We start from the raw sequence: 26,683 nt of genomic DNA, 5'->3' as shown, positions 1-26,683 counted from the left end.
ATAGGGGCGGTTATCCCTAACCGCCCTTTCACAGTCATCGCCAGCCAAGGGCGGTTAAGAATTACCGCCCCTACCTTTCTAAAAAATACTGTCGAAAAAATGCGCATCAGTAATCCCGTCCATCCACCGCTTTCTGCGGACCGCCTTGTAACGATTGATGCAGAAAACCGGGTGAATCTCCTTTCGTGACCGAACGCCAGCTCTTCAGCGCGAGCGCTTTCACGCCATTCATCGGCGCAACCGGTTTGCTCTCACCGCCATCCTCGGCGAACGGTTTAATCTTAACCGGCGGACGTTCCGCTGTCACGCCAGCGCGGGGCGGCTCGTTCTTAAGCTCGCCCAGTTGCGCGTCCGTTTTCGCCGGACCGCCGCGTCCGCCGGAATCAGAAGTGGATTGCTGCGTGCTCTGCCCGGCAGACTCCGGCGGCTTGTCTTCTTCATCCCAACCCTGCTCCTCATTTTTTTTCTGCTTTTTCGCTTCTTCAGAATTCGCCGGCGGCACGAGCAATTTCTCCAGTTGAGCGCGCAGATAAGACCAATTGGCCTCTCTCGGATCGAGCCGTTCGCCCTCGTAAGTTGCTTCGATCGCATCGTGCACCACACCGGGATTCAGCGGCAACGTTTGCGTCTCGGCTTCAATTCCGTAATGAATCGTCTCCTCGACCATCTGCCGCACGTCCGCGACATCGTAACCTTTCCGCGCGAGGTGCTCGACCGTTTTGAGCAAGCGGCCCGCCGCCGTGTTCGTCACGACCGCGCGAAACGAGACGCCTTCGTCCGAGCCATCTTCATGCGCCTTCATTTCCACGCCATTAACCAGCATCGCGAGCGCAAGCATCACCGCGACTTCAACCATCCCGGTTTTCGCAGCGCTCGTCCCTCGCGAAACGGTCCGATTGCGCGGCTGCACCGCGACTTCACGCCACAGCCCGATCAACCCGCACAGCGCCGCGAATCCGAGCACCCACTGATAGCGTTCAGGGCGTTGCTCGCCGAGTTCGCGCGCGAAGCGACCTTTGCGTCCCTGCTCGACCGACTGCGCGAGCAACGCGGCGACATCGGTCGTCGCAGCTACTTGATGATACGCGCCACCCGTGCCCGCCGCGAGCGCCTGCAACGTGGCCGGCTGTAATTTCGAAAACACCGCCGCCTCTTTCGAATCGGGATCAGGTTTCGCCAGCGGAACCAATCCGCCTTCCTCGCTGCCGATGCCGAGCGCCAGCACACTCACCTGCCGTTTCGCGGCGACCATGACTTGCTCGCGCCAACCGTCCGTCGTGCTCTCACCGTCGCTGAGCACGATCAGGAAACGATCCGTTTGCTTGTCTTCGCCAAATCCATCGAGTGCCGCTTTCAGCATGCCCGTGTAATCGCTGCCGCCTTGCGGCATGTAAGCGGGTTCCAGCAGCGGGAGAAACTCGCGGATGATCTGATAATCCGAACTCAACGGCACTTGCACAAACGCGCTGCCGGCAAATACGACCAAGCCCACGCGCTCACCCTGCAGCCGCTCGAGGAGCGTGTTCACGAGTTGATGACTGCGCTTCAACCGCGTGCCGCCGACATCGTTGACGAGCATGCTCCGCGAAAGATCGATCGCGATCATCACTTCGCGCGCCTGCTCGAAAACCATCGTTTTCGGCGCCCCCCAACGCGGGCGCGCGAGCGCGACGATTGAAAGCGAGAATGCCGCCAACAACCACCACGGCGCCTGCCGCCGCATCGAACGCGCAGGATAAAGTTGTGCGCCGCCCACCGACACCCGCGAGATTCCGCGCCACGTATTCTCCGAATTCGCACGGCCACGCACAAACAACCACCCCGCCAGCGCCAGCGGTAATGCCAACAAAAATAAACCCCACGGTGCCCCCCAACTCATGCGAACACCTCCGCCGAATCTCGCCTCGCCGCAGCGCAGACGACCAGACCGATCAAGAAAACCGCTGGCGTTAAAAACCACGCGAACAAATCGTGCACGATCTCCAACGGCGGCGCGTCGAACTCCACCTTAGTCGCTGCATTGATGCCCGCAAATGCCGCTTGGATCGCATCGGAATCCGTCGCGCGGAAAAAGTAGCCGCCCGTTTTGTCCGCGATGTCCCGCAGCAGCAGCGTATCGACTTCCGATTCCCGCATCTCCGTGCCCGTGCGTTTTCCCGTATAATCAAACACCGGCATCGGCACGCGGCCTTCCGCGCCTGCACCGACGGTGAAAATCGTCACGCCTTCCTCGGCGGCGAGTTCCGCCGCCTGGCGCGGTTCAAGCGCGCCACGATTACTCGCGCCATCGGTCAGCACGACAAGAAATGCCCCGAGCCGCGCCGGACTGTCCTTGTTTTTCCGACCCTGTTTCAAACGCGACAACCCCACGCCAATCGCGTCGCCGATCGCCGTGCCGTCTTCAATCAACCCGATGGAAATACGCCCCGTCTGTTTGCGCAGCCAATCGTGATCAAAGGTCAGCGGCGCAAACGTATGCGCGCGACTCGCGAACAGCACGATGCCGATCCGGTCATCCGGACGCTGGTTGATAAACGCTTCGATGACCGGCTTGATCGCTTGCAGCCGATTCACCACGGCCCCGTCGCGCTGAAAATCCTCCGCATACATGCTCGTCGATAAATCGATCGCCAGCATGATGTCGTAGCCCGGTTTTTTTTCCTCTTTTTTGTGCTCGATGAATTGCGGTCGCGCGAGTGCGCCAAACATCAGCGCAAGTCCGGAATAGACCGCCCACGTCAGCCAACCCGTGCGACGAAGGCCGGTCGTGCGATTCCACTCCATCGCGCTGGGAATCACCAGCACTGGCAGGCGTCGCCAATAGCGCGCGATGCCGACGCCGATCAGAACGACGCAGCCGAATAGCCACCACGGATTTTGAAAGGTCCACGTGTTCACGCCCCGCCCTCTCCCTGCGGCTTGCTCGGCACGCGCTGATGCCGGCGGAAAAAATCCACCATCACGTCAAAGACCGGTTCGTCCGTGCGCGCTACCAATTGATCGCGCGAATCAGGAAATAAATTTTGGAAATAATCATCACGCCGATGCCGCCATTCTTCGTGCGCCGCGCGCTCCGCCTCGCCCGTGTGTAACGTCATCAAGCGACCCGCGAGCGGATCGAACGCCGCGAAGCGTCGCGCCTTGGGGAGTTCGAAATCCCACGGATCATCCGCGCGTGCCCCCATGATCTGATAACGCCGGCGCAACAACGCCCACTCGTCCGCCACGGGGGTTTCCAAAAACGGCCCAAGCCACACGAGAATGCTATGCGCCGCCACGCCGCGCAGCGCGAGTCGCCACGGCACCTCGACGGTGCCACCGGCATCGAGTGCGGGTGGCGGTTGCCCGAGCAACATCGACGCGGTGCGCCGGGTGTATTCTCGGCCAGGTTGTGGACGCCGCAGCCAGAAACCTTCCGGCGAACAATAAAGTAAACCGACGCGATCGCGATTCGTTGCGCCCAGCAACATCATCAACGCCGCCAGTTCGAGCAGCGTGTCGCGTCGCGTGCGGCCGGCGGAGCCGAATTGCAGCGCCGGTGAATCTTCGAACACCAGCAGCACGGTGACTTCGCGTTCCTCGACAAATTTTTTCCGGTAAGGCTCGCCGAGGCGCGCAGTGACATTCCAGTCGATGTCGCGCAAATCGTCGCCCCAATTGTATTTCAAGACTTGGTCGAACTCCATGCCGCGCCCGCGAAACGCCGATCGATAGTCGCCCGTGAGCATGGTCTGCACCGCGTGTTGCACGCGCCACTCCAGTCGCCGCAACAATGCAGGCGACGCTAACTCGCTCATCGTGATCGGCTGCTCGAAAGATTCGTCCTGTTCGCTCATGGGCTGCGTGCCGAGTGAGAATCCGACAGAGCCCAATCCCGTTTGTCATATAATATATGACAAACGGGATTGGGCCATACGGGGGCTGAAACCGTCTTTTTCTTCGAGGTGAACTTCCGTGTGCTCACGGTTCGCTCAATTCCGCGTGGCTTCAGCGGTCGCGGGCACGGGAGTGCGATCGAGGACGCCGCGAAGAATTTCGTTTTCCGTGACGCCGTCGGCCTCGGCTTCATAACTCAAGCCGATGCGGTGACGCATCACGTCGGGGAAGATTTCCTGGATGATATCCGCTGACACGTAGTCGTGTCCGCGCAGCCACGCGAGTGCCTTGCCCGCTTGATAAAGACTGAGCGACGCGCGTGGCGATGCGCCGTAGGCGAGCAGCGGTTTGTTGCTCGCGCCGCGTTTCAGCACGGCCCCTTTCGCGGGAACCGTCGCGACGACGCGTTCGCGCGTGGCGCGCACGAGCTTCAGCAAATACGATTCAATCACTTCCGAGACGTGCACGCGGTCGACTTCTTCGCGTAACGCGAGGAGTTCTTCGACGCTGGAACGCACTTCGAGCTTCGGCTGCGAAGTCACTTTTCCCCAGCGACGCACCATCTCGCGTTCGGCGGATTCCACCGGATAATCGAGCACAACTTTGAAGAGGAAGCGGTCGCGTTGCGCCTCGGGCAACGGATACGTGCCTTCTTGTTCGACCGGATTTTGTGTGGCCATCACGAAGAACGGCACGGGCAATTTATTCGAGATGCCGCCGATGGTGGCTTGGCGCTCGGCCATCGCTTCGAGCAGCGCGCTCTGCACTTTCGAGGGCGCGCGATTGATTTCGTCGGCGAGCACGAGGTTCGCAAAAATCGGCCCGAGGTGCGGCGTGAATTCGCCCGTGCGCGGCTGGAAAATCATCGTGCCGACCACGTCGCTCGGCAACAAGTCGGGCGTGAACTGGATGCGTTCGCATTTCAGCCCGAGCACGGTGCCGAGGCTTTTCACCAATAAAGTTTTGGCGAGGCCGGGCATGCCTTCGAGTAACACGTGGCCGTTGGACAGGAGCGCGACGAGCAGGCGTTCCACGACTTCTTCCTGGCCGATGACGGCGCGCCCGATTTCAGCGGAAACTTTTTTGGCCCACGGATGGACGATGGAGGTGGAAACGGGATCAGGCGTGGCGTTGGTCATGTCCGGAAAAGCAGCGGAGGCCGCAGCATGTTAGATAAAATGCAGTGAGCTCGTTCTCCAAGCCGCTTCCGCGCCATGCGGAACGAGGCGCGCGGCCTTGGCTGAAATTAGGGGATTCCCGCGTAGTTTCGAAGAAGACGTCGGCACCGCCACTGCACTCACGGGATCGGCCGCCATCACTTCGCTTATGACAACAAATGCGCGAGCTGCACGCGATTCGTCACCTGCAACTTGCGGAAAATCACCGTAAGCTGGCACTCCACCGTGCGCGCCGATTTGCCGAGCTTGGTGGCGATGACGGAATTGCTGAACCCCTGACAAACGAGTAACGCGACGCGGCGCTCGTTGGCGCTGAGGCGTTGCAGCAAATCGAGAGAAATTTTCTTCGCAGGGAGACGCGCCCCGTCGAGATTGTGCTCGGTGCAGAAAGTGATGGAGATCGTGGGCTGGAGCCAGCCCGGGCGCGACGGGTATTCGATGCGCACGCGCGCGACCATCGCGACTTCTTTGGGGTGCGTCACACGCACATCTTCCGAGCCGCGGCGCACGCCGTCAGTCGGGCCGGCCGCGATGAGCGATTGGCAAACGGCCGCGATGTCGGGCGGCAGCAGAAAACTTTTCCGCGGATGCTGGCGGCGCGCGCCTTCATGGCCGTAATTCCACACGAGCGACATTTCGAGCGCTTCTTGCGTCGCGTAGAGCAAGCGAAGGCGCGAATCGAGGAACAGCACTGGAATCGGGCAGCGACTGAAAAAGCGTTCGAGCGCACCGCGTTGTTCTTGTTGAACACCAAGCAGGCGGATGCGGTGCAAACCCGCGCTGATGACCGAATGAAAGCGCGACAACAGTTCCAATTCCGCCGGCGAGAATCTCCCCTGCGTCGGGCCGCGACGGATGCTGAAAACAGCGTCGAGCTGGTTGCGATCCCAGAATGCGAGGTGCACAAACTCAATCCAACTTTCGGGCAGCGCTTTTTGTTGTTCGTTGGCGCGATCCTGGGCCGTCGGGTCTTCGTTCAGGATCTGGCTGAACGTATACATCTTGATCTGCGGATGGCGCGAAAGGTAGTTGCTCGCGATCGTCAGGTTTGACGCGAGCTGCATGCGCGACGGCAAATCGTAGCACACGTGATGGCGCGCAGTCAGCGTGTTGGCGTCGAGGATCGCATACATCATGCTGCACGACTGCACGGGCATGGTTTGCTGGAAAAGTTGCACGACGGCTTTCCAAAAAGCATCGAGGGTGAGCGCTTCGTTTACGCGTCCGAGCAACGCGTCCATCCAGTCGTTGAGATGGATGCCGATCGGACTGACAGGACCGGCGATGGCAGGAGCAGACGTAACCGTGGTTTTTGGTGTCATTGCGGAACCCCCTTAAGCTTCAACCGTGCCACCCTGAGGTTCTGGGGGTAGCATAGCGAATCCAATCTGATAAAGATTACTTTTCATCGCTCATCGCCTCTCAGCCAGAGCTAGAAAATTTCACGCCGCTACGGGACTACCCCTAATTTGCGCACGCCGGCCGATTGAACCTCGCGCGGCCTAAAAGCGGCTCATACGCACACATTGAAGGGCCTTTACTCTCTCCATCGAGGGTGGCCTGATGAATCCTCCCGCCTCGGCGGTTCGCGGCCCACCTTATGAATTTTTCAAGGACACTCACGGTTTCGTTGTTAGTCAGCGGTTTAGTTGGCCTGACTAGCTGCAAAGAAAAAGCCGTCGCCCAAACCAAAGCCGTGGCCGCCGCGCCCCAGTCGGTCGAAGTCGTGCCCATCGAACGCCGCGATCTCGTCGAGTCGCTCGAACTCATCGGCACGGTCGCCGCCAGCGAGTCCGCGCAAATCCGCGCCGAAGTCGCCGGACTCGTGCGGGCAATCCATTTTGTCGAAGGTCAACAAGTCAAACAGGGCGCGCTGCTCATCAAGATCGACGACACCGAACTCGCCGCGCAAGTCCTCCAAGCCGAGGCCGCCCTCGAGTTGGCGAAATCCAGTTTCACGCGCAGCGAAGATCTCATGCGCACCAACGCCTCCACGAAAGCGGAACTCGAACGCGCCTCCGCCGAATACAAGACCGCGCAAGCGCAACTCGCTTTCCTCCGCAGCCGGCTCGACAAAACGGAAATCCGCGCGCCTTTCGACGGCACCGTCGGCGCGCGCACGATTTCTCCCGGCGATTACGTCACCAGCCAGTCCGCGCTCACCACGGTCGACGACCTCAGCAAACTGAAAATCGATTTCGAAGTGCCGGAACATTATTTGCGTCGCGTGAAAACCGGCACGACGTTCACCGTTTCTACGCGCGGGGCCGAAAGCCCTGATGCCACGAAAGGCGAAGTGTATTTCGTCAGCATCAGCATCAGCCGTGAAACGCGTTCGAGCGCCGTGAAAGGCCTGCTCGTCAATCCGCCTGCGGACTTGCGCCCCGGTATGTTCGCCAGCGTGTCTCTCATACTAGAGACGCGCAAAAACGCCCTCGCGATTCCCGAGAGCGCGATTCTCAACTCCACGCGCGGCACACAAATCGTCGTGGTCGATGGCCCGAAGGACGCGCCGGTGGCAAAATTCGTCCCCGTCAAACTTGGCCTGCGCACCTCTGGCGTGGTGGAGATTTTCACCGACGAATCCGTCGAGGGTAAACCCGTCGTCGCTGCCGGCGTCGGCGCACTCGCGCTCGTCCCGGGCATGAAACTCGCGCCGCGTCCCGCTAACGCCGAGATGCTCGGCCTCGCCACCGCCGCCAAGCCGAACGCGCCATGATCCTCTCCGACCTCTCGATCCGGCGTCCCGTCATCTGTCTGGTGGCGTCGATTCTGTTGGTGCTCATCGGCGTGTTGTCGTTCCGTAAACTGCCCGTGCGAGAATATCCCGTCGTCGATGTGCCGACCGTTTCCGTGCAGACGCGTTATCCCGGCGCTTCCGCGCAAGTCGTCGAAAGCAAAGTCACCGAACCGCTCGAAAAACAAGTCGCGGCCATCGAAGGCATCCGCCTCATCCGCTCTTCTTCGGGCGAAGAGTCCTCGACGATCACCGTGGAATTCAACCTCGACCGCGACATCGACCAGGCTGCCAACGATGTGCGCGACCGCGTGAGCCGCGTGCCGTTGCCGCAGGAAATCGACCCACCGCGCGTCACCAAAGCCGACCCCGACACCACGCCGACCGTCACCCTTTCGTTTAACTCTGATCGTTATACACGCCTGGAAATCGTGGAGATGATCGAGCGCTTCGTCGTGCAACGAGTGCAAACCGTGCCGGGTGTCGGCGACGTCAAAGTCGACGGCCCGCGTTTCGCGATGCGCCTGTGGATCGACAGCAATCGCCTCGCCGCCTACGGCCTCACCGTCGCCGACGTGGAAAACGCATTGCGCCGACAAAACATTGAAGCGCCGAGCGGGCGCATCGAATCGACCAACCGCGAATTCCCGATCCGTCTTCTCGCGAACATGAACGAGACGTCCGAGTTCGAGAATCTCGTGCTCGCCTCGCGCGGAAATTACCAGGTGAAGTTCCGCGACATCGGTCGCGTGGAACTCGGCGCGGAAGATTATCGCGCGGAGACGTATTTCAAAACGCGTCCGTCGGTTGGTTTGCAGGTGCTCCGCCAATCACAAGCCAACGTGCTTGAGCTCATCGCCGGCGTAAAGGCGCTGATCCCGGTATTTCGCCACGATTTACCCGAAGGCATCAACATTGAGCTGAGCAAAGACGACTCCGTTTACATCAGCCGCTCCGTCAACACGGTGTTTCACACGCTCTACGAAGCCATCGCGCTCGTCGTGCTCACCATTTTTCTGTTCCTGCGCAACTGGCGCGCGACGCTCATCCCGTTGCTCGCGATTCCCGTCTCGATCATCGGCGCCATCGCGATCATCGCGGCGATGAATTTCACGATCAACATCCTGACGCTGCTCGCCTGCGTGCTGGCCATCGGCCTCGTCGTCGATGACGCGATCGTGATGTTGGAAAATATTTTCCGACGCATCGAGGAAGGCGAATCTCCGCTTTACGCCTCGATCTTCGGCGCACGCCAAGTCGCGTTCGCCATCATCGCCACCACGCTCACGCTCGCCGCGGTGTTCCTGCCAGTGGCGTTTCAATCCGGACAGACCGGACGGTTATTCTACGAATTCGGTATTACGCTCGCCGTGGCAGTGCTCGTGTCGGCGTTCGTCGCGCTCACGCTTACGCCGATGCTGTGTTCGACGATGCTCAAGCAGGCCAAGACGGGCGGACATTTGGAGCACAGCTGGTTTTACAACAAAACCGAGCCGCTGCTCGCCGGCATGAACCGCCTCTTCGAGCGCATGCTGCGCGCCTCGATGAACCATAAGTTCATCGTGCTCGCGGCCTCGGCTGCGTTCAGCGCGCTGGGCATTTTTCTCTACACGCAACTCCAGCGCGAGCTCGTCCCCACCGAAGATCGCGGCATTATCACGGCGAACATCACCCCGCCGGTCGGTTCCACGCCGGAATACTCGCGGTATTATTCCAAGAAACTGGATAAGATGATGGTCGATCTCCCGGAAATGGATCGCACGTTCCAGCGCGCCGAAAACGACCGCGCTTACGTCACGGGCACTCTGAAATTCTGGGAAGATCGCACGCGTTCCACGCAAGCGGTGATGGCCGACCTGCGCAAACAGCTGCAAAAGGAAATGACCGGCGCCCAAGTGAGTGTCGCGACCGCGCGGCCTTTCGGCTCCAGCGGCGGTGCGCGCGGTGCGAGCGCCATCCAACTCGTGTTACAGGGCGCAGATTTCACGCAGCTCCAGACTTCGGGCAACGAGATCCTCGGCATCATCCGTCAAAACCCGATTTTCGGCACCGCTCGGCTCGATCCTTCGCCGACGAAACCGCAGCTCGACGTAAAGATTGACCGCGCCAAGGCCGCCGATCTTCACGTCAATGTCAGCGACGTCGCCAACACCCTCGAAACGCTGTTCGGCAGCCGCCGCGTCACGCAGTTCCTCCGTGGCAATCAGCAGTATTATGTCGTCGTGCAGGTCGAGGACGCCAAGCGCACGTCGCCTTCCGATCTTTCGCGGCTCTATGTCCGCTCCGAAACCGGCCACCTCGTGCAGCTCAACAACCTGGTGCAAACCATCGAGAACGCCGTGCCGGAAAGTTACCCGCATTTCAACCGCCTGCGCGCCGTCACGCTTTCCGCGCAACTCGCCGAAGGCGTCGCCATCGGCACGGGCATTGAGACGTTGCAAAAAATCGCGCGCGAAAAACTTCCGTCCGGCTACTCGTTCGCGTGGGACGGCGAAGCGCGCCAATACGTCGAAGGCTCGGCCGACACGGCGGCACTGTTCGGCCTGGCGTTGTTGTTCACGTTCCTGATTCTCGCGGCGCAGTTCGAATCGTGGATTCACCCGATCACGATTTTCACGGGCGTGGTGCTCGCAGTCGCCGGCGGCATCATCGTGCTGTATTGCACGCGCTATTTCGGCACAGCGATGACGGACAATCTCTTCTCGCGCTTCGGTCTCATCATGCTCATCGGCCTGGTCGCGAAGAACGGTATTCTCATCGTGGAGTTCGCGAACCAACTTCAGATCGAGAAAGGCATTTCGCCGGCCGACGCCGCTTTCCAATCCGCGTCGGTGCGCTTGCGTCCGATTTTAATGACGTCGATCGCCACCGTGCTCGGCGCGCTGCCGATCGCCATCTCCGGCGGCGCCGGCGCCGAGACGCGCAACCCGCTCGGGATCGTCATCGTCGGTGGCCTGGCGATCGCGACCTTCATGACGTTGTTCGTCATCCCGATCACTTACGTGTTGATGGATCGCCTTTGCCTGAAATTCACCGGCAAGACCAGTGCCGCCGGCCTGCAACGCGCCGAAGACATCGGCAAACACCTGGAACAGCTCCATAACAAGCCTGCCGCGGAATCCGCGCATTGAGCCGGCACAACGCCCGCTGACCGTCTTGGGCTATTAAAAAATAGGTCTTCCCGGTTGAGGCTGGAAATTTCTCGCGCCTACTTCGCATGATGCAACTATCGCCGCATGCGAGCACTGCACCGCATTATTTACGCTGACGATGATGAGAATGATCGTTTCTTTTTTGCCCGCGCGGTGGAAAGCGTGAAGGCGACGGTGGAAGTGCTCGAATTGAAAGACGGCGCGGAACTGAAGCAGCACCTTGCCACCGCACCCGATCTCCGAAACACGTTAATCATTTCGGACATTAAAATGCCGGTGTGCAACGGACTGGAAGCACTCGCGTGGATGCGCGAACACGGCATCACCGAAAAAACCAAGGTGATCATGCTCACTTCTTCGAGCGTCCCTGCCGATATCGAACGCGCGAGAATTCTCGGCGCGCACGCCTATTTCGAAAAACCCACCGTGCCCGACGCATTGGGCGCAATGCTCACGCAAAGTTTTGCGGAATTCGAAAACGACTCGCCCGCGGGGCCGCTGCGCATTCACGGCAACCTGCTCATCGAAACGTAATCCGCCGCGCGTCAGGCGAGCGGTAGTTCGATCCAGAAAGCGCTGCCTTGCCTGCCGTTTGAATCGACCCCGGCGCGCCCATGCATGCGTTCGACCGCCTTTCGCACGATCGCCAACCCGATGCCGGTGCCCTCGTAGCCGGTGCTATTCAGCCGCTCGAACGGCGCAAAGATTCGCTCCTGATGCTCAGGCGCGATGCCAATGCCGTTGTCTTCGAAAACGATTCTCGCGTTGCCGTCGCCCATGCTCGCGCGAATGACCACCCGCGGCGATTCCCCAGCGCGGACAAACTTAACTGCGTTCGCGATTAGGTTGGAAACCGCCTGCGTGAGCGACGGCACGTGTGCGATGACCCGCGGAATCGCAGTTTGAATTTCAATCGAAGCGCGCCCGGGTTGCATCTCAGGATGCTGGGTAATCACTTCTCGGATCAACGACTCCAAATCGACCGGCTCCAGCCGCATCTCCGCCTGGCTCACCCGACCGTAAGTCAACAGGTCACGAATCAACTGGTCCATGCGCAGGCCACTTTGCACGACGCGCTGGAGCAGTTGCACCCCTTCTTCGGGCAATTGCTCGCGGTAGTCTTCCATGACGATGCTCGCATAACTGCACATCGCGCGCACTGGGGCGCGGAGATCGTGGGAAACCGAATAAGAAAATTCCTGCATCTGCGCGATGGCCGATTGCAGCGAGACGGTGCGCTCTGCGACCAGCGACTCCAGCGCATCCGCCGCCCGCTGGCGCGTAATCGCAAACGCGACCTGGCTCGCCATCGCCAGCGCCGACTCATGCGCGGCCGCGCTAAACGTGCGCGGCTCGTCGTAATACACCATGCACTTGCCCAACAAACTATTTTCGTAAGTCAGCGGAATGAATACCAACGAGCGGATGTGCTCCGCTTCCAAGGCTTGCAGGATTTCCGGAGTAAGCGGTGCCGTCGCCGTGTTTTCGATCGCGACCGTATCGAAACGCGTCGCATCGATCGCCCACGGAGAATGTCCTTCGACCGTGGCGCGGTAGGTTTCCGAAATGCCCTGCGCGGCCACAAACTTCATGCGGCCGGCAGGATCGATGATGAGGATCGCGGCACGCGCGGTGTGTTGGGAAAGACAAAAGGATTCCAAAGCCGCCGCATACACCTCCGACACATCCGGCGCTTGATTTACCCGCGCCACCAACTTGTAGAGCGCGGCATTTTGCAGATCGCGCTCATGCAGCCGCTGCGCGTTCGTGCGCACCGCCCGAGCCACAAAATCAGTTTCCACCAAACCGCCTAAACGACCCTCCGGAATTTCGCCCCGACCCACCGACTCCACATCGCGCACCAAGCCATCGACATTGCGCACGACGGCACGCCCGATCCAGGACGCCATGATAATCGCGGTAATCGCGAGGACCACCGCAGCCGCCACCGCAGCGATGATGAGCCGGATGCCCGACGCATAAAGCTCGGCCTTCGGTGCGCCGATCACCACGCCCCAACCGGTCTTATCGGAAACCTGAAACCCGGAGATCACCGGAATATTTTCCAAGGTGCGCGAGGGCACCACGCCGCTCGACTGGCCCTTCGAAGAAGCGACGAACTCCGGTGAAGCCTGTTTTCCCACGAATTCCTGCGCACGCTGGCTACGCGTCAGCAGGACTTTGTTACGATCAAACACGCCCACAATCGCGTTCGGCGCCAGCCCGGGAATGTTGGTGATATTGACGAAAACTTTCGGATCGAAACTCAGCAACAGCACATACTTGAGTTTCCCGTCACGAAACACCGGCGACGCCACGAAAATTTCCGCCGAATGGCCGTCCAAAGCCACGCCGTAGTTGGACACAAACTCTTTGCCCGCCTGGAGATCACGCAAGGCTTCTGCGGGTAAGTTCGGCCTGACAGCGGATGCGTTCGCCGCGATCAAGCTGGCTCCTGCCGCATCGAATACTGCCAACCGGTGATCGGCAAAATTTGCGTCGGTCAGGGCGGCTTTGGCTCGATTAGCGAAGCCCGGCAAGTCGTCGTTGGCCAGGAACACCGACGAAGCAAGCGACCTGAGCAACAGCAACCGTTGATCCACATAGCTGTCGAGCAGCGCCGTGCACGCCCGCGTCGTGCCAAGGAGGTGGTTGCTCACCGAAGTTTTTTCATTGGAAAACGCGATCGCGACCAAGACCGAAGCGAGAATAAAAGCCGGCACCGTCACCGCAGCGACCAGCAGGGTCAGCCGACCGTGCACCGATTTCCAGAGACGTTGACGCCACCACTGGCGCAACGCGATCAAAGGGAAGTTCTGACCCGCAAGATTTTGATCAACAGGCTTCAAGTAATGTCACTCTTCCTGAGGTCAAATTTCGCGGCAAGCCAAAGAGCGCGCCACCGCTCCTGCATTTTCAGGGGACTCCCTGAGCGGACGAGTCGTGACGTGGCACATTCGGTGCAGTTAACTCAGCTCATCGAAGTCGCGCGCGTTGCGCGGCTGCATGCACCAACCACCACTCCCATGCGCCTGCTCCCTTCCGCGTTTGCCCTGCTGTCAATCGTCACCCCGCTCGCGGCTCAGATGGCCGGCTCGGGCGACACCACGATGGTGTTCACCGGCGACGCGATCATCAATCGTCGCCTCTCGAACTTCGTCGCGCCCAACGTCGACCAAATGTTCGCCACCATCCGCAAAGCCGACGTGGCGTTCACCAATTTCGAGACGCTCGTGCATGATTTCAAAATCCCCGGCGCCGCGCAGAGCGGCGGCACCTACATGGGCTCGCCCGCTTACGTGACCAGCGAACTCGAATGGGCCGGCTTCGACATCGTCTCCCTCGCGACTAATCACACCAATGATTACGGCATCGAAGGCCTGCGCCAAACCATCGCCGCGCTCGACGCCTCGAAACTCGTTCACGCCGGTGGCGGCGAAAACCTCGCCCGTGCGCGCAGTCCGAAATACTGGGACGCCCGCTCCGGTCGCGTCGCGCTTATTTCCCTCGCCTCCACGTTTTCCGAGGCAAGCCCTGCTGGCCCGCAACGCAAAGACATGCCCGGCCGTCCCGGCTTGAATCCGCTGCGCCACGAAGCCACTTACACCGTCGACCAAGCGACGCTCGCCTTGATGCAAAAATTCGCCGGCACCCGCGGCGCCCGCAAAACGGAGAGCGGCGAAGCCTATGTGAATTTTCTGGGCGGTAATTTCAAAGCGGGCGCCACACCCGGCACCATTAGTCGCGAGATGAACAAAACCGATTTTGAGGAGATCATGGCCAGCGTCCGCGATGCGCGCGGTCAGTCGGATTGGGTTATCGTTTCCATTCACTGCCACGAAAATCCCGGCCCCGGCCAGGACGAGCTGCCTCCTGATTTCTACATCAAGTTCGCCCGCGCCGCGATCGACAACGGCGCCGACGTCGTCGTGGGCCACGGTCCACATTTCCTGAAAGGCATCGAAGTTTATAAAAACCGCCCGATCCTTTACAGCCTCGGTAATTTCATCTTCGAAAATGACCTCGTCGAATACCAGCCCGCCGAAAACTACGACAAAACCGAGCTCACCAACGAATCGCTACCCGGGGATTATTTCTGGAAACGCACCAAAGGTGAAACGACTGGTTTCCCCGCGAATCAACACTACTGGGAAAGCGTGATTGCCGAAACGGTGTTCGGCGAAGATCGCACGCTCAAGCAAATCAACCTGCATCCCGTCGTCCTCGGCTTCGGCAAAAACCGTCAAAACCGCGGTCGCCCCTATCCCGCCAACGCCGAAGAATCCGCCAAGATCCTCGAAGACGTTCGCCGCCTCTCCGCCCCCATGGGCACGAAAGTCACTGCCGAGAACGGCATCGGTATCATTAAGTTTAATTAAGCGAGCCCGATCGTGCGGCTTCGCCACTTACGCGCGCTTCAGCTAAGCGCGCGTTTTTTTGCGCTCACCTCATCAGTTCTCCCCGACTCATCCACTCGGATGTGAAATTTATCGTGCGTCAGCAGACTGAGCTGATGCACAGCCAGTCCCAATTTCCCAAACAACAGCCCGGCGTCCAAGTCAGTCGTTTCAGTCTCCATCCGCTTTTGTGTCTGTCGGAATCGCTCGCTCAAAGAAAGGTGTTCGTCGGCATCGCCCAATGCGCGCAGCAACCGGCGAACCTTTTCCACGAGACGACGGGCTTGCGTAACCATCTGTAGTGCGACCGCAGGAGTGATGCGCTCCGCTTTAGCATCCTGGAACACCCGGCATTCGAACGTCCGACATTGCGCCGGGCGATCTGCGTAAACCTGGCAGGTGCGATCGGCGCACAACGCCACGCAGGGTTGCCGAAAGAACGTCGCTGCCGGCGCTGTGCGTGTGACCCTCACCGGCAAACCCAACGTTTTCAGTTTTTTCGCGTCGTCGCCTGCGCCAAGTCGGACGCTATCAAACAGCGTGCCGTCGCAGCAGAGGCCGCAGGCGAGGCAAAGTTGTTGAAGTGATTCCACGCCTCACCATCGGGCGACAGGCAGTCGAAGCGCAAGCCGAGGTTACGCGGCCAAAGACTGCACGTGCTCCAAATCAGGGATACGTAACGCTTTTGTTGAACGGGAAAAACTTGTCGGCGCGCGTGTGCGTGTAAGGAAGTTTATCCACTTTCACCGTGCCGAGGAATGGCTCCGGCGGCTCGACGAGGAAGATGGTCGGCGAGTAGCCGTTGTCGTCGAAACCGCGGCGGAAATGCACGCGCGACTTGATCGCGATGGCTTTGAAATCGTCACAGTTCAGCTGCAGCGGCGCGACCTGTTCGGGCTCGGTGATCTGGCAAAGATACGGACTGATCACGAGGACGTTGTTTTTGCCGAACTTCACGCTCACCCACATCTGGCCGCGCGCCGCGAGGCCGCCGATTCCGTTGGTGACGTGGAGAATCTTGCCTTTCACACGCACCGGCTGGCCGGCGGATTCGTCGGCGAGACCGCCGACATCCATGTCGAAATCGTCGCCCTCGCGCACGCCTTTAGCGCGCAGCGTATCGATGACTTTTTTATCGGCGACCGTGACGATGAGCGTATCCGAAAGATCCTGTTTGATGACTTGATCGAGCAACCAGGTCGCCGAGCCGGAACGATCGCTGTGATCGGCCAGTGTGACCGGCGTTTTGCCCGCCTTGATTGCTTCGCCGGCGAGTTTCACACCGTCGGCGATGTCGTAAACTTGGGTGCCACTCACCAATTCCTCGCGCTTGCGCCACGCGGTGTTGGCCATGTCGTCGGCGACTTTGTTGGCGAGTTCAGGGTCGCCGTTGGTCATGACTTGGAAGGTCATGCCGACGTTCTCGAGATCGGCGAAAGCGAAGCCGTAGTAGAAATTCACGAACACATCCGGCTCGCGCGCTTCCCACGTGAGCGCGCGTTGCACGAGATCCATCCACGGCGATTTGCCCGTCCATTGGAGCACCGATGCGGTGAGGATTGGCGGTTTGCGCGTGACGCTGACGGGTTTGTAAGAACCGCGAATCGAACGAATCATCGTGCGCGCGGCACGTTCCCCTTGGAGTTGCGCGTCGTAGTGCGGATAATATTTCACGCAGAACGCGAGGTTCGCGCTCTTCAGAAACTCGTCGTCCTCGTTACCATGCGGATCAAAAGTGCCAGCGATAATTGCATCGGGCCCGACGACTTCACGAATACGGCGCGCAAGATCCGCTTCGGCATCGCGCACGCCACGCACCGCCGCGGCTCCGTGCACGACCATATAAACACCGTCGAACGGGCCTTGCGCTTTCAGTTCTTCGATCATTTTCGCGGAGAAGCGTCCGTAGGCGTCCTCGGTGATCCAACCGGACGCCGTGCCGGTTTTCGGAAACAGCGGTGATTCGATGCCGACGAGTTCGACGTTGTGATGCTCACGTGCGACGCGCACGAATCCACCCATGTAACCGAAGCCATCGACGCTTAGCAGCGCTTCGCCGCGCGCGGGCGAACCTTCGTAGATGAAGTCATCGTAGGTCGTGTCGTTTTTCAGGAACGTCACGGTTTCATGCATGAAAAACACCACCGCGATGCGCACCGGTTTGTCGGTGTTAATTTTTTCCATCGCTGCGGTCGAGGTGAGTGCACCGGCGAGAATAATGAGCGCAGAGAAAAACGCGCGGAACAGAGGAAAAGCGTGTGACGATTTCATGAAGTGAACGGATTTGAGCGGGAAAACACGTGTAACCTAAAACGACGGCCCGCCCGGAGGTCGGGCCCTACCTGAAAACAAACTCAGCCTTCGCTGGGATTTTCAGCCAAGCCGGCGGCTGGGTTGTAACCCTCGGGTTTGTAGTCGATCGTTTTGTTGTGCGGATAGAATTTGTTCACATTCGTGTGTTGGTAAGGCAGCGCTTCGACGCGGATCGTGCCGAGGAACGGTTCGTCAGGCTCGGTGAGCAGGATCGTTTTTGCGTAGCCGTTGTCGTCGAACCCGCGGCGGAAATGCACGCGCGATTTGATCGCGATGACTTTGAAATCGTCGGGATTGATGCCGAGCGGAAGAAATGCGCGCGGGTCGGTGATTTGAGAAATGAACGGACTGATCACGAGGACGTTGTTGTTGCCAAATTTCACGCTCACCCAAAGCTGGCTCTTCGCCGCGCCGCGACCAATGCCGCCACTGACAGTGTTGACGACACCTTTGATGCGAACCGCCTTGCCCGCGGAGACGTCGACGAGTCCACCGATTTCCATGTCGAACGGGTCACCGACTTTCACGCCTTTCGCGCGCAGTTCGTCGATCGCTTTTTTGTCGGCGACGGTGCCGATGAGGGTGTCGGAGAGTCCTTGATTACTGATTTGCTCAAGGAGCTGAGTCGCGTAGCCCGTGCGGTCACTGTGATCGGCGAGCACGATCGGGGTTTTACCGGCGGCGAGGGCTTTCTTGGCTTCGGCGACGGCGTCTTTGTGCAGATGCACTTTGGTGCCGCTGAATAATTCTTCGCGTTTGCGCCACGCAGCCATCGCCATGTCGTTCGCGATATATTGCGCAAGCTCCGGGTTACCGTTGGTCGTGACCTCGAAACACATGCCGACATCGGGCACATCGGCGAAGGCAAAACCGTAGAAGAAGTTGACGTAAACGTCGGGCTCGCGCGCTTCCCACGTGAGGGCGCGTTGCACGATGCTCATCCATTCGTAGGAACCGGTCCATTGCAGCACGGACGGCGTAAGGATCGGCGGCTTGCGCGTGGCGGTGGTGGGTTTGTAGTCGCCGCGAATCGAACGAACCAGTGTGCGCGCCGCGCGCTCGCCCTGATGGTAACCGTCGTAGTGCGGATAATATTTGATGCAGAACGCGAGGTTGGCGTATTTCAGGAAATCTTCGTCCTCGTTGCCATGGGGATCGAAGGTGGCGGCGATGAAGGCGTTTGGCCCGACGACTTCGCGGACGCGACGGGCAAGTTCCGCTTCAGGCTTCGGAATACCGCGAACCGCCATAGCTCCGTGGAGTGACATATACACCCCGTCGAACGGGCCTTGTGCTTTCAGTTCGGAAATCATTTTGCCGACGAAATGCTCGTAAGTGTCTTCCGTAAGGAAGCCGGAAGCCGAACCACGCCGCGAACTGAGCGGGGATTCGATACCGACAAGCTCCACGCCCTCGAATTCGCGCGCGACCTTGACGAAGCCACCCATGTAACCGCGCGGGCTGGCTTGGAGGAGCGCTTCGCCGCGCGCCGGGGAGCCTTCGTAAGTGAAATCCTCGATCGTGGTGTCGAATTTCAAAAACGAAACGGTTTCGTGGCTGAATTGCAGCACCGCGATACGCATCGGCTTATTTGGCGCGGCATTGGCTTTGACCAGTGCCGAAAGCAAAGCGACGACCAGCAGCCGCGAAAGAGAGAACATGGTCTGACCGGACAAGGATGAGAAACGAGTCATGGGAGAAGGGGAAATGGGTTACGACGCGCCCGCCACACGGAGGGCAAGATGCCACGCGAAGTTTTTAACTAAAGCCCAGAACATGCCGCACACCTCAGGGTAAACCCCGATTTTTAAGTGTGGCCAGTTGACCGCGCGCATGGCCGCCGGCAGGCAATCACCTCAAATCCAGCATTTTAGAATGGTGCCCCCGCCCGGACTTGAACCGGGATGGGTGGTTTAGGAAACCACTGCTCTATCCAGTTGAGCTACGGGGACTAATCAGCGCCAAAACAGGCCTGCCAACAGATTATCGGCAAACTCAAAATGCCCGTTGACAGGTCACTCTCTGAAGCCAACCTTCCGACCTCTTTTCATTTTATGAGCAGCACCGAACAGAAGCAACAGAGCCTTACGCCCGAGCAGATCCCCTTCACCAGCCCGCAACTGATGAGCCGTTACATCACGGACACAGGCAAGATCCTCCCGCGTAAATACACCGGCATGTCCGCAAAGCAGCAGCGCAAGGTCACTTCGAAGATCAAGTCCGCGCGCAACATGCTGACGATGCAATAATGCCGTTGCCGGCACCTTTTCAAAGCCGGAGCTTATGCTCCGGCTTTTTTTTCGCCCGAAACCGATGAAGGCCAAAACCTATAAACCAACCCTGCGAAATCTTCGCTACCTCGCAGCTGAACTCAGAAAGGGCGAACTCGTCGCCATTCCCACTGAGACCGTTTATGGGTTGGCGGCTAATGCGCTCGATAGCTCGGCTTGTCGGAAAATTTTTAAAGCAAAACAGAGACCGCGTAACGATCCGTTGATTGTCCACGTGCTTGGACTCGAGCAAGCGGAGCAACTCGCAGACTTCAATCCAGCCGCGCGAAAAGTGGCAAAAAAATTCTGGCCCGGGCCGCTTACGCTCGTGCTTCCCAGAAAGGCCTGCATTCCAAGAATCGTCACTTCTGGCGGCGACACCGTCGCGATTCGTGCCCCCTTGCATGAGGTTGCGCGGAAGCTTCTAAAAATTGCGCGAGTCCCGCTCGCGGCACCGAGCGCAAATTCGTTTAGCTACATCAGCCCAACCGAAGCGGCGCACGTCACCGACGGCTTGGGAGCGAGAATTCGGCATGTAATCGATGGCGGCCCCTGCGTGCTCGGAGTGGAGTCCACAATTCTAGATTTAACCGACCCAAACAACCCACGCGTTTTGCGGCCTGGAAGCATTGGGGTTTCAGCGCTTCAAAAAGTTTTGGGGAATGAAGTGCGCGAAACGTCGGGCGCGAAATCCCAACGAGCGCGACAAGTCGCTCCCGGAATGCTTGCCAAGCATTACAGCCCACGGACTCCGCTGCGCTTAACCAACGCCATAAATACGCGCGTTAAGGAAGACACGGGAATCATCGTTTTGCGAAGGCCGAGGTCACTCGCAGCACCAAATATATTTTGGCTGAGCGAGCGCGGTTCGCTGGAAGAGATCGCTCGCAATCTTTACCGGGTGCTGAGGCACGCCGATAAGAGCGGTTTCAAAGAGATCGTAGTGGAAAAGCTTTTAGCTGAAGGCGAATTGGCGGGCGCAATTAACGACCGCCTTAAACGCGCTGCAGCTAAACGCTGACCTCACTTATCGACGGAATTGTCGTCACTACGTTTCGCCATCGTTACGTAGTAATCCTTGTAGGATTTGTCGTAATATTGGGCGTAGTAGTAACCGGAAACAGCCAAGTTCAGGCCGTTTAGCACCGCTCCAAAACACGGCACGTTAACCTCAAGGAGCTTGCGTGCGCTGAATTGGGCGGCCTTGCGACGCACACGATTGAAGAAGATCGTGAACAATGAGCCATCCATCAGAGGAAGCACGATTAGGGCATCGCTGACTGCTGCCAACGGAGGCGTATCCACAAACACGCGATCATAACGCTTTCTGAGATCCGAGATCATAACCTCGAAATTTTTGCTGTTCAGGATTTGCGTAGGATTTTTGGCGCGTCCACCGGCAGGGATAACGTCCAAGTTTGGATGCACGTTCCGAATAACGACGTCATCGATCGTTTGAGTGCCCGCACAGATATCGATGACGCCTTTGATATTTTCCAAGCGAAAGGATTTGTGAATGTTTGGCTTTCTAAGATCGCAATCGATCACCACGACTTTCTCACCATGCGAAGCAAACGTGAGCGCGAGATTGGTAGTCGTGAATGACTTACCCTCGCCAGGAATCGTGCTGGTAACGAGGATAGCTTGAGCGCGCTTACTTTCATCTTTCAGCCGCAGGCTGGAATGCAAAGTGAGGAATGACTCCACGACCTGCTTGTCCTGATTGTTGATCACGATCTGCGCCTTGTCCGGCTGATCCATACGTTTGATCTCAGGAATAATTCCCACGAGAGGAATACCGATCACGCTCTCGATATCAAAAGAGCTCTTCACTCGATCATCAATATAGGCCACGAAGAACGCAAAAGCCGTTCCCAACGCGAGCCCACCCAGAAACCCCAAGGCGAGATTGAGCGTTATGTTTGGCGAGATAGGTTTAGCCGCGGGCGCGGCGCGATCCACAATACGAGCGCTCTGGGTCTCAATCGTGCTGCTCATCGACGTCTCGCGCATGCGCGAAAGAATGTTGTTCAGCAGATGCTCATTGATACCGAGATCCCGCTCGAGGTTCGAATACTCCACCGCGTAACGATCAAGTTCCAGTGAATCCTTTTCCTGCTTCAGAAGGTTCGACCGCGCCTCGTCGTCAGCGCGTTTAGCTGTCTGGAAATCCGCTTCGATTGTCGCGGAAGTTGACTCAATCGCGCGGCTAAGCTCGCGCTCGGTTTGCGCGAGCGAATTCGCCGCCTCGATCATTTTTGGATGCCGGTCACGGTATTGCTCACGAAGCTGCGCGAGCACAATTTTCTGAGACGAAATCTGCTGCACCAGCTGAACAATCAAAGACTGGCTGGAGATGAACGTGAGGTCTAGAAGTAGCGCCGGGGTGTTTTTGCGCTCCTGAACTTGGCGCCACCGAATTTCCGACTCATTAAGGCGGGCCGTAGTAGCAGTCACATACGAACTCAGTGCCTTTAATTTTTCGGTAACGATATCTTTGCGCTGATCCAAAGACACCATGTTGTTTCTCTCACGATAACCCTGCAAACTAGTCGCAAGCTCCTCCACTTTTTTCTTTTGCTGATCAGCGCGCTCTTTGAGGTCATCGACCGCTTTCATCGAATCTTCGATGCGCTGGCGGGAGTTGTAGGAGATGTATTCGTCGATGAAGAGATTCGCAACTTTAGCGGCAATGAACTTGTCCGGATGAGAATACTGCACCTGCAAAAGTAAGCTCAAGCGCACCGGCACAATTTTCCGGTTTTTATAGACGATGGAGGCAGGATTGAGCGGTTCGGCTTTATCACCACGATCATAAGGAGCCAGAAACGCCCGAAGATCTTCGCTGTTCCCATTGAGCCGCTCAGCAACTCTTTGGACAATGGCGAAACTCTCAAGAATCTTGACCTGGGTATTCAGATCTTCCGCAGATCTGATTTCATTATCCATGACACCTTGAACCTGCATGACCACAGGGTCCCGGCGGAAAACCTGAACGCTGGCCGAGGACTGGAAGAGCGGCGTTTGTGTGAACGTGAAAATGGCAGCAGCCGAGAAAACCAAGGCAAAGACCAAAACAATATACCAAATGCGCTCGCGGAGGATCAGGACGTAATCCTGAAGGCTTCGTTGCATTTGGTTATCGCTTTGGCCAGCCATGCCATAGCCGCCATAATAAGCGTCAGGATAGGCACCACTGCCCACACCAGGTTCAACTTTAGAATGAGAATCCATGAGATTTATCAGAGAAGGCGCTCAGGCACAAAAATCACATCACCTTTGAGCAGCAACCATTGTTCACCAGACGCACCCTTCATGAGATCGTCCACGTTTATAATAAAATTTTCGGTTTTCCCGTCCGCAGAGGTGCGCGTGAGCCGAACTTTTTTAGTATCTGCTAACCGGGTATGACCTCCCGCCCGGGCCATGGCTTCCATCAAACCCATTTTTTGCTCGGGAGTGAACACGATCGAACCAGGGTTGTTCACTTGGCCAAAAACTTGAACGGTTCGAGCGGTGTAATCCAAAACCGTTAAATTAATCTGAGGATTTACGAGGTAATCCTTATCGTAAAGAGCGCGGATCATTTCCTCGGCTTGGCGAACTGTTTTGTTCGCGAGGTCTAACGTGCCAATCAAAGGCAGAGTTATCGTATATTCCTGAGAAATCCGAACCTCACGCAGCAGGTCAGGCTCCTTGAAAACAACCACTCGGATCAAATCCGATGGCTGCATAACATAGTCGAGGGTTTCAGTTCTCGCTGGAGTTTGGGACACTCCACAAGTCATGAGAACCAGGAACAATGCTGATCCAATGAAGTGTCGACTGAATACAAGTGTGGTCATTTGCGGGGAGAAATAAAAAAACGGAAGAAGATCCAAGATCTTCTTCCGTCAAGAAATTATGCCAAGAGATTAATAGCGAATATTCGCACCAAAGCTCAACACGTTATTTGTAAACTGAGCACCGCCAACGTTTGAATCATTATCCCGGTAAGTATATGATGCCGAGAAGTTTAACAGGTTACTGTAAATGTAGCTAACCCCAGCACTACCCTCGATAAAGTCGTCTTCACGCACAGCCGTCTGAATATACTCTACCGAGCGGTAATTAAGGCCCAGATTAAGTGCCCATTGCTCGGTGAAACGATTTGTGGAGTTCAAACCGATCGTAAAGTTTTTGGTAGATGAACCAAAAGCAGAATTGCTGAAATCGTTGGAAACGCTGAGCTGATAAGTCGACTTATCTGAATAAAGGTAGCTCAAAGAGCTATTTAGACCGAAAAGATCTTCTTCGCCACCGGAGTCAAAGGAACGTTGAGTATAGCCAACGCGAACCTGACCTTTAAGCTTGGGCGAAAATTCACCACGAGCACCGATATTAAAGAAGCTGTCGTCATTATCTACGCCAGCGCCACTGAGATCCGTAGTGCGATAACTGTAGCCCAAGCTCCAATCCATCTTTGGTGTCGCTTTATAATAAACATCCAAAGGAAGCGACCAGACATCGCTATCGACATAGCTCGAAGGACCGTAGTCGGTTTTAACAAAAGTGGCGCCGACAGACAGCGAGGTCTTCTGCGTAAGGCCAAACTCCAAACCACCACCGATATCAGTTACCTTGCGACGGACAATGGTCCCGACATTCGCGGGATTGATATCGTTGTCATTCTGCGCCAATTGCTTATAGGAAGCGTTAAAGCCACCCTTAGTCAGACCATTGTCATAATTAACAGCAACGCCGATGTCGGACAATTCCGTATCCTGATTGTCAGCATCTGTGTAGCGACGAATTTCTTCACGGTAATAAACGTTACCAGAAGTCGCAGCGCCTTTGCCGAAAACCAAATCCAATCCAGGCGTCAGGCTGAAAATCGTGTCGTCTTGTTCAGCTGTCGGATCCAAATAAATGTTATCATCAAATTTGATCGAGCCAGAGGCAGTGATGAACAGCTCGGCATTGTCGCCGACTGCCATAAACGGGGCAGCATGTGCTGCGAGGCACGTGAGTGCTGATAATGTAACGATGCGCGCGGTGTATTTCATAGATGGCTCCTAGGCCTTTAATTACGGTTGGTGCTGTGAAAGATGAGAAAACTACCGTTTGTTCAAGCCTATACTATGCCATTTGACAAAAATCTAACAGCTACACCAATCTTGGTTTAAGCTCCTAGGGTCACATCGTTGAAGTGCAAATTGAAACATGCGCATTCTTCTTCACAGGTTTAGTTTTAAAACAGTGATGATCACAACATTATCACTTTCGACGGCAGCCTGGATTGCCACCACGTCAGCAGCATGGAGTTTCGTTAAATATCGTCAAAAATACACCGAGGTTCGGTATAAAGATATCGTTTTCCCGAGCCGCTGGGCGGCTTCTCGAGTAGCGAAAGGGGACTTTTTTATCCGGCAGGCCGAGCGCTTGTTGCAAGAAAAAGACTTTAATCAAGCCCTCCATCTTTTGCGCTCCGGAGTAGCCGGTTCTCCGAAGAATCTCCGAGGCCGTCTGCTACTTTCCGAGGTCTATCTTGCATATGGGCGCCCCGATCTTGCCGTCGACCTACTGAGCGATGATCAAAATCTATCCGCCGATAATTTTGACGCCCTCACGCAAAGCATTTCACTCCTAATCAAATTAAGGGAAGATCAACTAGCCCTCACTCTGGCTAAAAAAAATTTATCGGCGACTAGTCCAGCCCGTTTGCCGGGAAACACTGCTTGGGTTGCGGCTCTCGGCGCGAAGGCCGCTTTAAATTTAGGTAATTTCGATGATGCCGCGGACATCGTTAAGACCTTCCTGCCACCGGAGTCCGCGGACGCCGTTGCTTTAGATGCTCAAATCGTCTGGGAAAAAGGCTATGCTGAACTCGCGCTAGTCACCCTTGAAAACCACCTCGCTTCTCACAGCGGTAATGACGCGCTCAGAGCCCTGCAGATAAATTTCTATCGCTTACTCAATCGCACTCATGAATGGGAAACCGCGGTGATTGGCCGGATGGTGGCTGATCCATTCGCGTCTGCCCCGCGCATCGACTACTTGCTTCTACACCATCAACGCGGAGACGCCCCCAAGGTAGCCAGTGAAGTCGAACACTACCTCCAGCTGTTTTCGTCAAATGAACAGGCTTTGTTGCTCCTCGCAGATTTCGCAGCATATACCGGTCAATCCTCCTTGGCACGACGGGTCCAAACTCAATTAAACCCTCAATCGGAGGCGGGCTGCGCGGTGGCGTTGATGGTCGCCGAGTCATGCGTCACCGCCGGCTCTTACCAGGAAGCGCTCGATCTCCTGACTCGCTACTCGCGTGATTTTCCCCAGTGGACGACGCAGTATGCCGCCGTGCTGTGCGGGTTAAAAACAGTCGCTTACCACGGCCTCCACCAACCCGAGGAAGCACGCTTAAACCTTGAGCTCCTTGTATCCCAAAAAAATCTTCGCGCCGAAAATTTAGTGGTTGTCTCAAACCGCTTGCTCGAACTCGGAGCCGAAGACCTTGCGTTGCTATTATTTAGCAAAGCAGCACTCGCTGACCCCCACAACGAAGCTGCCCTCACCAATCTCCTTAAATTGGAGCTGAAAACGCAGAATTTTGCCAGCCTCCCGCAGCACATCGACCAGTTTCTAAAACTCCGCAATCCCTCCCGGGAAATCGCCACAAGCGTGCGACAGTCCCTCGGCAGCGACCAGCATCTTTTTTTAAACAATCAAGCCGACCTGCTCGTCTCTCTGCGATCCGTAACCAGTCACGCAAAGCGATAGT

Annotated in this window: 19 protein-coding genes and 1 tRNA gene; 7 read left to right on the top strand and 13 right to left on the bottom strand. The window is 57.3% G+C overall.

Annotated features, from left to right (window positions below; genetic code table 11):
• Positions 1-106: 106 nt before the first annotated feature.
• The 5 genes from ACRRQW_RS09880 to ACRRQW_RS09860 form a co-directional block, all read right to left on the bottom strand.
• The gene (locus tag ACRRQW_RS09880) at positions 107-1,879 is read right to left on the bottom strand and encodes a VWA domain-containing protein (RefSeq protein ID WP_438481179.1); all 1,773 of its coding nucleotides are present in this window, start codon (positions 1,877-1,879) and stop codon (positions 107-109) included.
• Positions 1,876-2,898 carry a VWA domain-containing protein gene (locus ACRRQW_RS09875; RefSeq protein ID WP_438481178.1) on the bottom strand — a complete coding sequence of 341 codons (1,023 nt, stop codon included), beginning with the start codon at positions 2,896-2,898 and terminating at the stop codon, positions 1,876-1,878. Before ACRRQW_RS09875 ends, ACRRQW_RS09880 begins: the two co-directional genes overlap by 4 nt.
• Positions 2,895-3,836 carry a DUF58 domain-containing protein gene (locus ACRRQW_RS09870; RefSeq protein ID WP_438481177.1) on the bottom strand — a complete coding sequence of 314 codons (942 nt, stop codon included), beginning with the start codon at positions 3,834-3,836 and terminating at the stop codon, positions 2,895-2,897. Before ACRRQW_RS09870 ends, ACRRQW_RS09875 begins: the two co-directional genes overlap by 4 nt.
• Before the next feature lie 135 nt (positions 3,837-3,971).
• The gene (locus tag ACRRQW_RS09865) at positions 3,972-5,015 is read right to left on the bottom strand and encodes an AAA family ATPase (protein WP_438481175.1); all 1,044 of its coding nucleotides are present in this window, start codon (positions 5,013-5,015) and stop codon (positions 3,972-3,974) included.
• 185 nt (positions 5,016-5,200) lie between these two features.
• Positions 5,201-6,376: a helix-turn-helix transcriptional regulator gene (locus ACRRQW_RS09860; protein ID WP_438481174.1), complete on the bottom strand. Its 1,176-nt coding sequence runs from the start codon at positions 6,374-6,376 to the stop codon at positions 5,201-5,203.
• 278 nt (positions 6,377-6,654) lie between these two features.
• On the opposite strand from ACRRQW_RS09860, the gene ACRRQW_RS09855 reads away from it, so the two are divergent.
• The 3 genes from ACRRQW_RS09855 (at position 6,655) to ACRRQW_RS09845 (ending at position 11,477) form a co-directional block, all read left to right on the top strand.
• Positions 6,655-7,773, top strand: a complete 1,119-nt coding sequence (locus tag ACRRQW_RS09855) for an efflux RND transporter periplasmic adaptor subunit (protein ID WP_438481173.1) — start codon at positions 6,655-6,657, stop codon at positions 7,771-7,773.
• Positions 7,770-10,922: an efflux RND transporter permease subunit gene (locus tag ACRRQW_RS09850; RefSeq protein ID WP_438481172.1), complete on the top strand. Its 3,153-nt coding sequence runs from the start codon at positions 7,770-7,772 to the stop codon at positions 10,920-10,922. Before ACRRQW_RS09855 ends, ACRRQW_RS09850 begins: the two co-directional genes overlap by 4 nt.
• 105 nt (positions 10,923-11,027) lie before the next feature.
• Positions 11,028-11,477: a response regulator gene (locus ACRRQW_RS09845; protein WP_438481171.1), complete on the top strand. Its 450-nt coding sequence runs from the start codon at positions 11,028-11,030 to the stop codon at positions 11,475-11,477.
• Positions 11,478-11,488: 11 nt separating this feature from the next.
• Here the strand turns inward: ACRRQW_RS09845 and ACRRQW_RS09840 are convergent, their stop codons facing one another.
• Positions 11,489-13,750 carry a sensor histidine kinase gene (locus tag ACRRQW_RS09840; RefSeq protein ID WP_438481170.1) on the bottom strand — a complete coding sequence of 754 codons (2,262 nt, stop codon included), beginning with the start codon at positions 13,748-13,750 and terminating at the stop codon, positions 11,489-11,491.
• Between the two features lie 219 nt (positions 13,751-13,969).
• Between ACRRQW_RS09840 and ACRRQW_RS09835 the strand changes: the two genes are divergently transcribed.
• Complete coding sequence (locus ACRRQW_RS09835) at positions 13,970-15,322, top strand: CapA family protein (protein WP_438481169.1); 1,353 nt, start codon at positions 13,970-13,972, stop codon at positions 15,320-15,322.
• Positions 15,323-15,360: 38 nt separating this feature from the next.
• Here ACRRQW_RS09835 and ACRRQW_RS09830 read toward each other — a convergent pair whose 3' ends face one another.
• From ACRRQW_RS09830 to ACRRQW_RS09815, 4 genes are all read right to left on the bottom strand, one after another.
• Positions 15,361-15,933 (bottom strand): YkgJ family cysteine cluster protein, encoded by a 573-nt coding sequence (locus tag ACRRQW_RS09830; RefSeq protein WP_438481168.1) that lies wholly within the window; start codon positions 15,931-15,933, stop codon positions 15,361-15,363.
• 73 nt (positions 15,934-16,006) lie between these two features.
• Positions 16,007-17,497, bottom strand: a complete 1,491-nt coding sequence (locus tag ACRRQW_RS09825) for a M81 family metallopeptidase (protein WP_438482352.1) — start codon at positions 17,495-17,497, stop codon at positions 16,007-16,009.
• A 197-nt stretch (positions 17,498-17,694) separates the two neighbouring features.
• Complete coding sequence (locus ACRRQW_RS09820) at positions 17,695-19,236, bottom strand: M81 family metallopeptidase (protein ID WP_438482351.1); 1,542 nt, start codon at positions 19,234-19,236, stop codon at positions 17,695-17,697.
• Positions 19,237-19,529: 293 nt separating this feature from the next.
• Positions 19,530-19,605: transfer RNA gene (locus tag ACRRQW_RS09815), tRNA-Arg, on the bottom strand.
• Between the two features lie 102 nt (positions 19,606-19,707).
• Between ACRRQW_RS09815 and rpsR the strand changes: the two genes are divergently transcribed.
• Positions 19,708-19,902 carry a 30S ribosomal protein S18 gene (rpsR, locus tag ACRRQW_RS09810; RefSeq protein WP_438481167.1) on the top strand — a complete coding sequence of 65 codons (195 nt, stop codon included), beginning with the start codon at positions 19,708-19,710 and terminating at the stop codon, positions 19,900-19,902.
• A 64-nt stretch (positions 19,903-19,966) separates the two neighbouring features.
• Positions 19,967-20,944, top strand: a complete 978-nt coding sequence (locus tag ACRRQW_RS09805) for an L-threonylcarbamoyladenylate synthase (RefSeq protein WP_438481166.1) — start codon at positions 19,967-19,969, stop codon at positions 20,942-20,944.
• A 2-nt stretch (positions 20,945-20,946) separates the two neighbouring features.
• Here ACRRQW_RS09805 and ACRRQW_RS09800 read toward each other — a convergent pair whose 3' ends face one another.
• From ACRRQW_RS09800 to ACRRQW_RS09790, 3 genes are all read right to left on the bottom strand, one after another.
• Complete coding sequence (locus ACRRQW_RS09800) at positions 20,947-23,157, bottom strand: GumC family protein (protein WP_438481165.1); 2,211 nt, start codon at positions 23,155-23,157, stop codon at positions 20,947-20,949.
• An 8-nt stretch (positions 23,158-23,165) separates the two neighbouring features.
• On the bottom strand, positions 23,166-23,768 hold the full coding sequence (locus ACRRQW_RS09795) for a polysaccharide biosynthesis/export family protein (RefSeq protein ID WP_438481164.1): 603 nt from the start codon (positions 23,766-23,768) through the stop codon (positions 23,166-23,168).
• A gap of 69 nt (positions 23,769-23,837) precedes the next feature.
• Complete coding sequence (locus tag ACRRQW_RS09790; protein ID WP_438481163.1) at positions 23,838-24,968, bottom strand: outer membrane beta-barrel protein; 1,131 nt, start codon at positions 24,966-24,968, stop codon at positions 23,838-23,840.
• 157 nt (positions 24,969-25,125) lie between these two features.
• On the opposite strand from ACRRQW_RS09790, the gene ACRRQW_RS09785 reads away from it, so the two are divergent.
• The gene (locus tag ACRRQW_RS09785; RefSeq protein ID WP_438481162.1) at positions 25,126-26,682 is read left to right on the top strand and encodes a tetratricopeptide repeat protein; all 1,557 of its coding nucleotides are present in this window, start codon (positions 25,126-25,128) and stop codon (positions 26,680-26,682) included.
• Position 26,683 lies beyond the last annotated feature (1 nt).

It is taken from the genome of Oleiharenicola lentus (genome assembly GCF_051660365.1).
GTDB classification, from domain to species: Bacteria; Verrucomicrobiota; Verrucomicrobiia; order Opitutales; family Opitutaceae; genus Lacunisphaera; species Lacunisphaera lenta_A.
The sequence above is the reverse complement of the archived record's forward strand: the minus strand, read 5'-3'. Positions and strand labels throughout refer to the sequence as shown.

Bases quoted from the DNA above. Each gene is read 5' to 3' on its own strand.
- ACRRQW_RS09865 (WP_438481175.1), bottom strand. From the start codon at position 5,015: ATGACCAACGCCACGCCTGATCCCGTTTCCACCTCCATCGTCCATCCG.
- ACRRQW_RS09880 (WP_438481179.1), bottom strand. From the start codon at position 1,879: ATGAGTTGGGGGGCACCGTGGGGTTTATTTTTGTTGGCATTACCGCTG.
- ACRRQW_RS09845 (WP_438481171.1), top strand. From the start codon at position 11,028: ATGCGAGCACTGCACCGCATTATTTACGCTGACGATGATGAGAATGAT.
- ACRRQW_RS09870 (WP_438481177.1), bottom strand. From the start codon at position 3,836: ATGAGCGAACAGGACGAATCTTTCGAGCAGCCGATCACGATGAGCGAG.
- ACRRQW_RS09805 (WP_438481166.1), top strand. From the start codon at position 19,967: ATGAAGGCCAAAACCTATAAACCAACCCTGCGAAATCTTCGCTACCTC.
- ACRRQW_RS09790 (WP_438481163.1), bottom strand. From the start codon at position 24,968: ATGAAATACACCGCGCGCATCGTTACATTATCAGCACTCACGTGCCTC.
- ACRRQW_RS09800 (WP_438481165.1), bottom strand. From the start codon at position 23,157: ATGGATTCTCATTCTAAAGTTGAACCTGGTGTGGGCAGTGGTGCCTAT.
- ACRRQW_RS09835 (WP_438481169.1), top strand. From the start codon at position 13,970: ATGCGCCTGCTCCCTTCCGCGTTTGCCCTGCTGTCAATCGTCACCCCG.
- ACRRQW_RS09860 (WP_438481174.1), bottom strand. From the start codon at position 6,376: ATGACACCAAAAACCACGGTTACGTCTGCTCCTGCCATCGCCGGTCCT.
- ACRRQW_RS09850 (WP_438481172.1), top strand. From the start codon at position 7,770: ATGATCCTCTCCGACCTCTCGATCCGGCGTCCCGTCATCTGTCTGGTG.
- ACRRQW_RS09855 (WP_438481173.1), top strand. From the start codon at position 6,655: ATGAATTTTTCAAGGACACTCACGGTTTCGTTGTTAGTCAGCGGTTTA.
- rpsR (WP_438481167.1), top strand. From the start codon at position 19,708: ATGAGCAGCACCGAACAGAAGCAACAGAGCCTTACGCCCGAGCAGATC.
- ACRRQW_RS09785 (WP_438481162.1), top strand. From the start codon at position 25,126: ATGCGCATTCTTCTTCACAGGTTTAGTTTTAAAACAGTGATGATCACA.
- ACRRQW_RS09820 (WP_438482351.1), bottom strand. From the start codon at position 19,236: ATGCGTATCGCGGTGCTGCAATTCAGCCACGAAACCGTTTCGTTTTTG.
- ACRRQW_RS09795 (WP_438481164.1), bottom strand. From the start codon at position 23,768: ATGACCACACTTGTATTCAGTCGACACTTCATTGGATCAGCATTGTTC.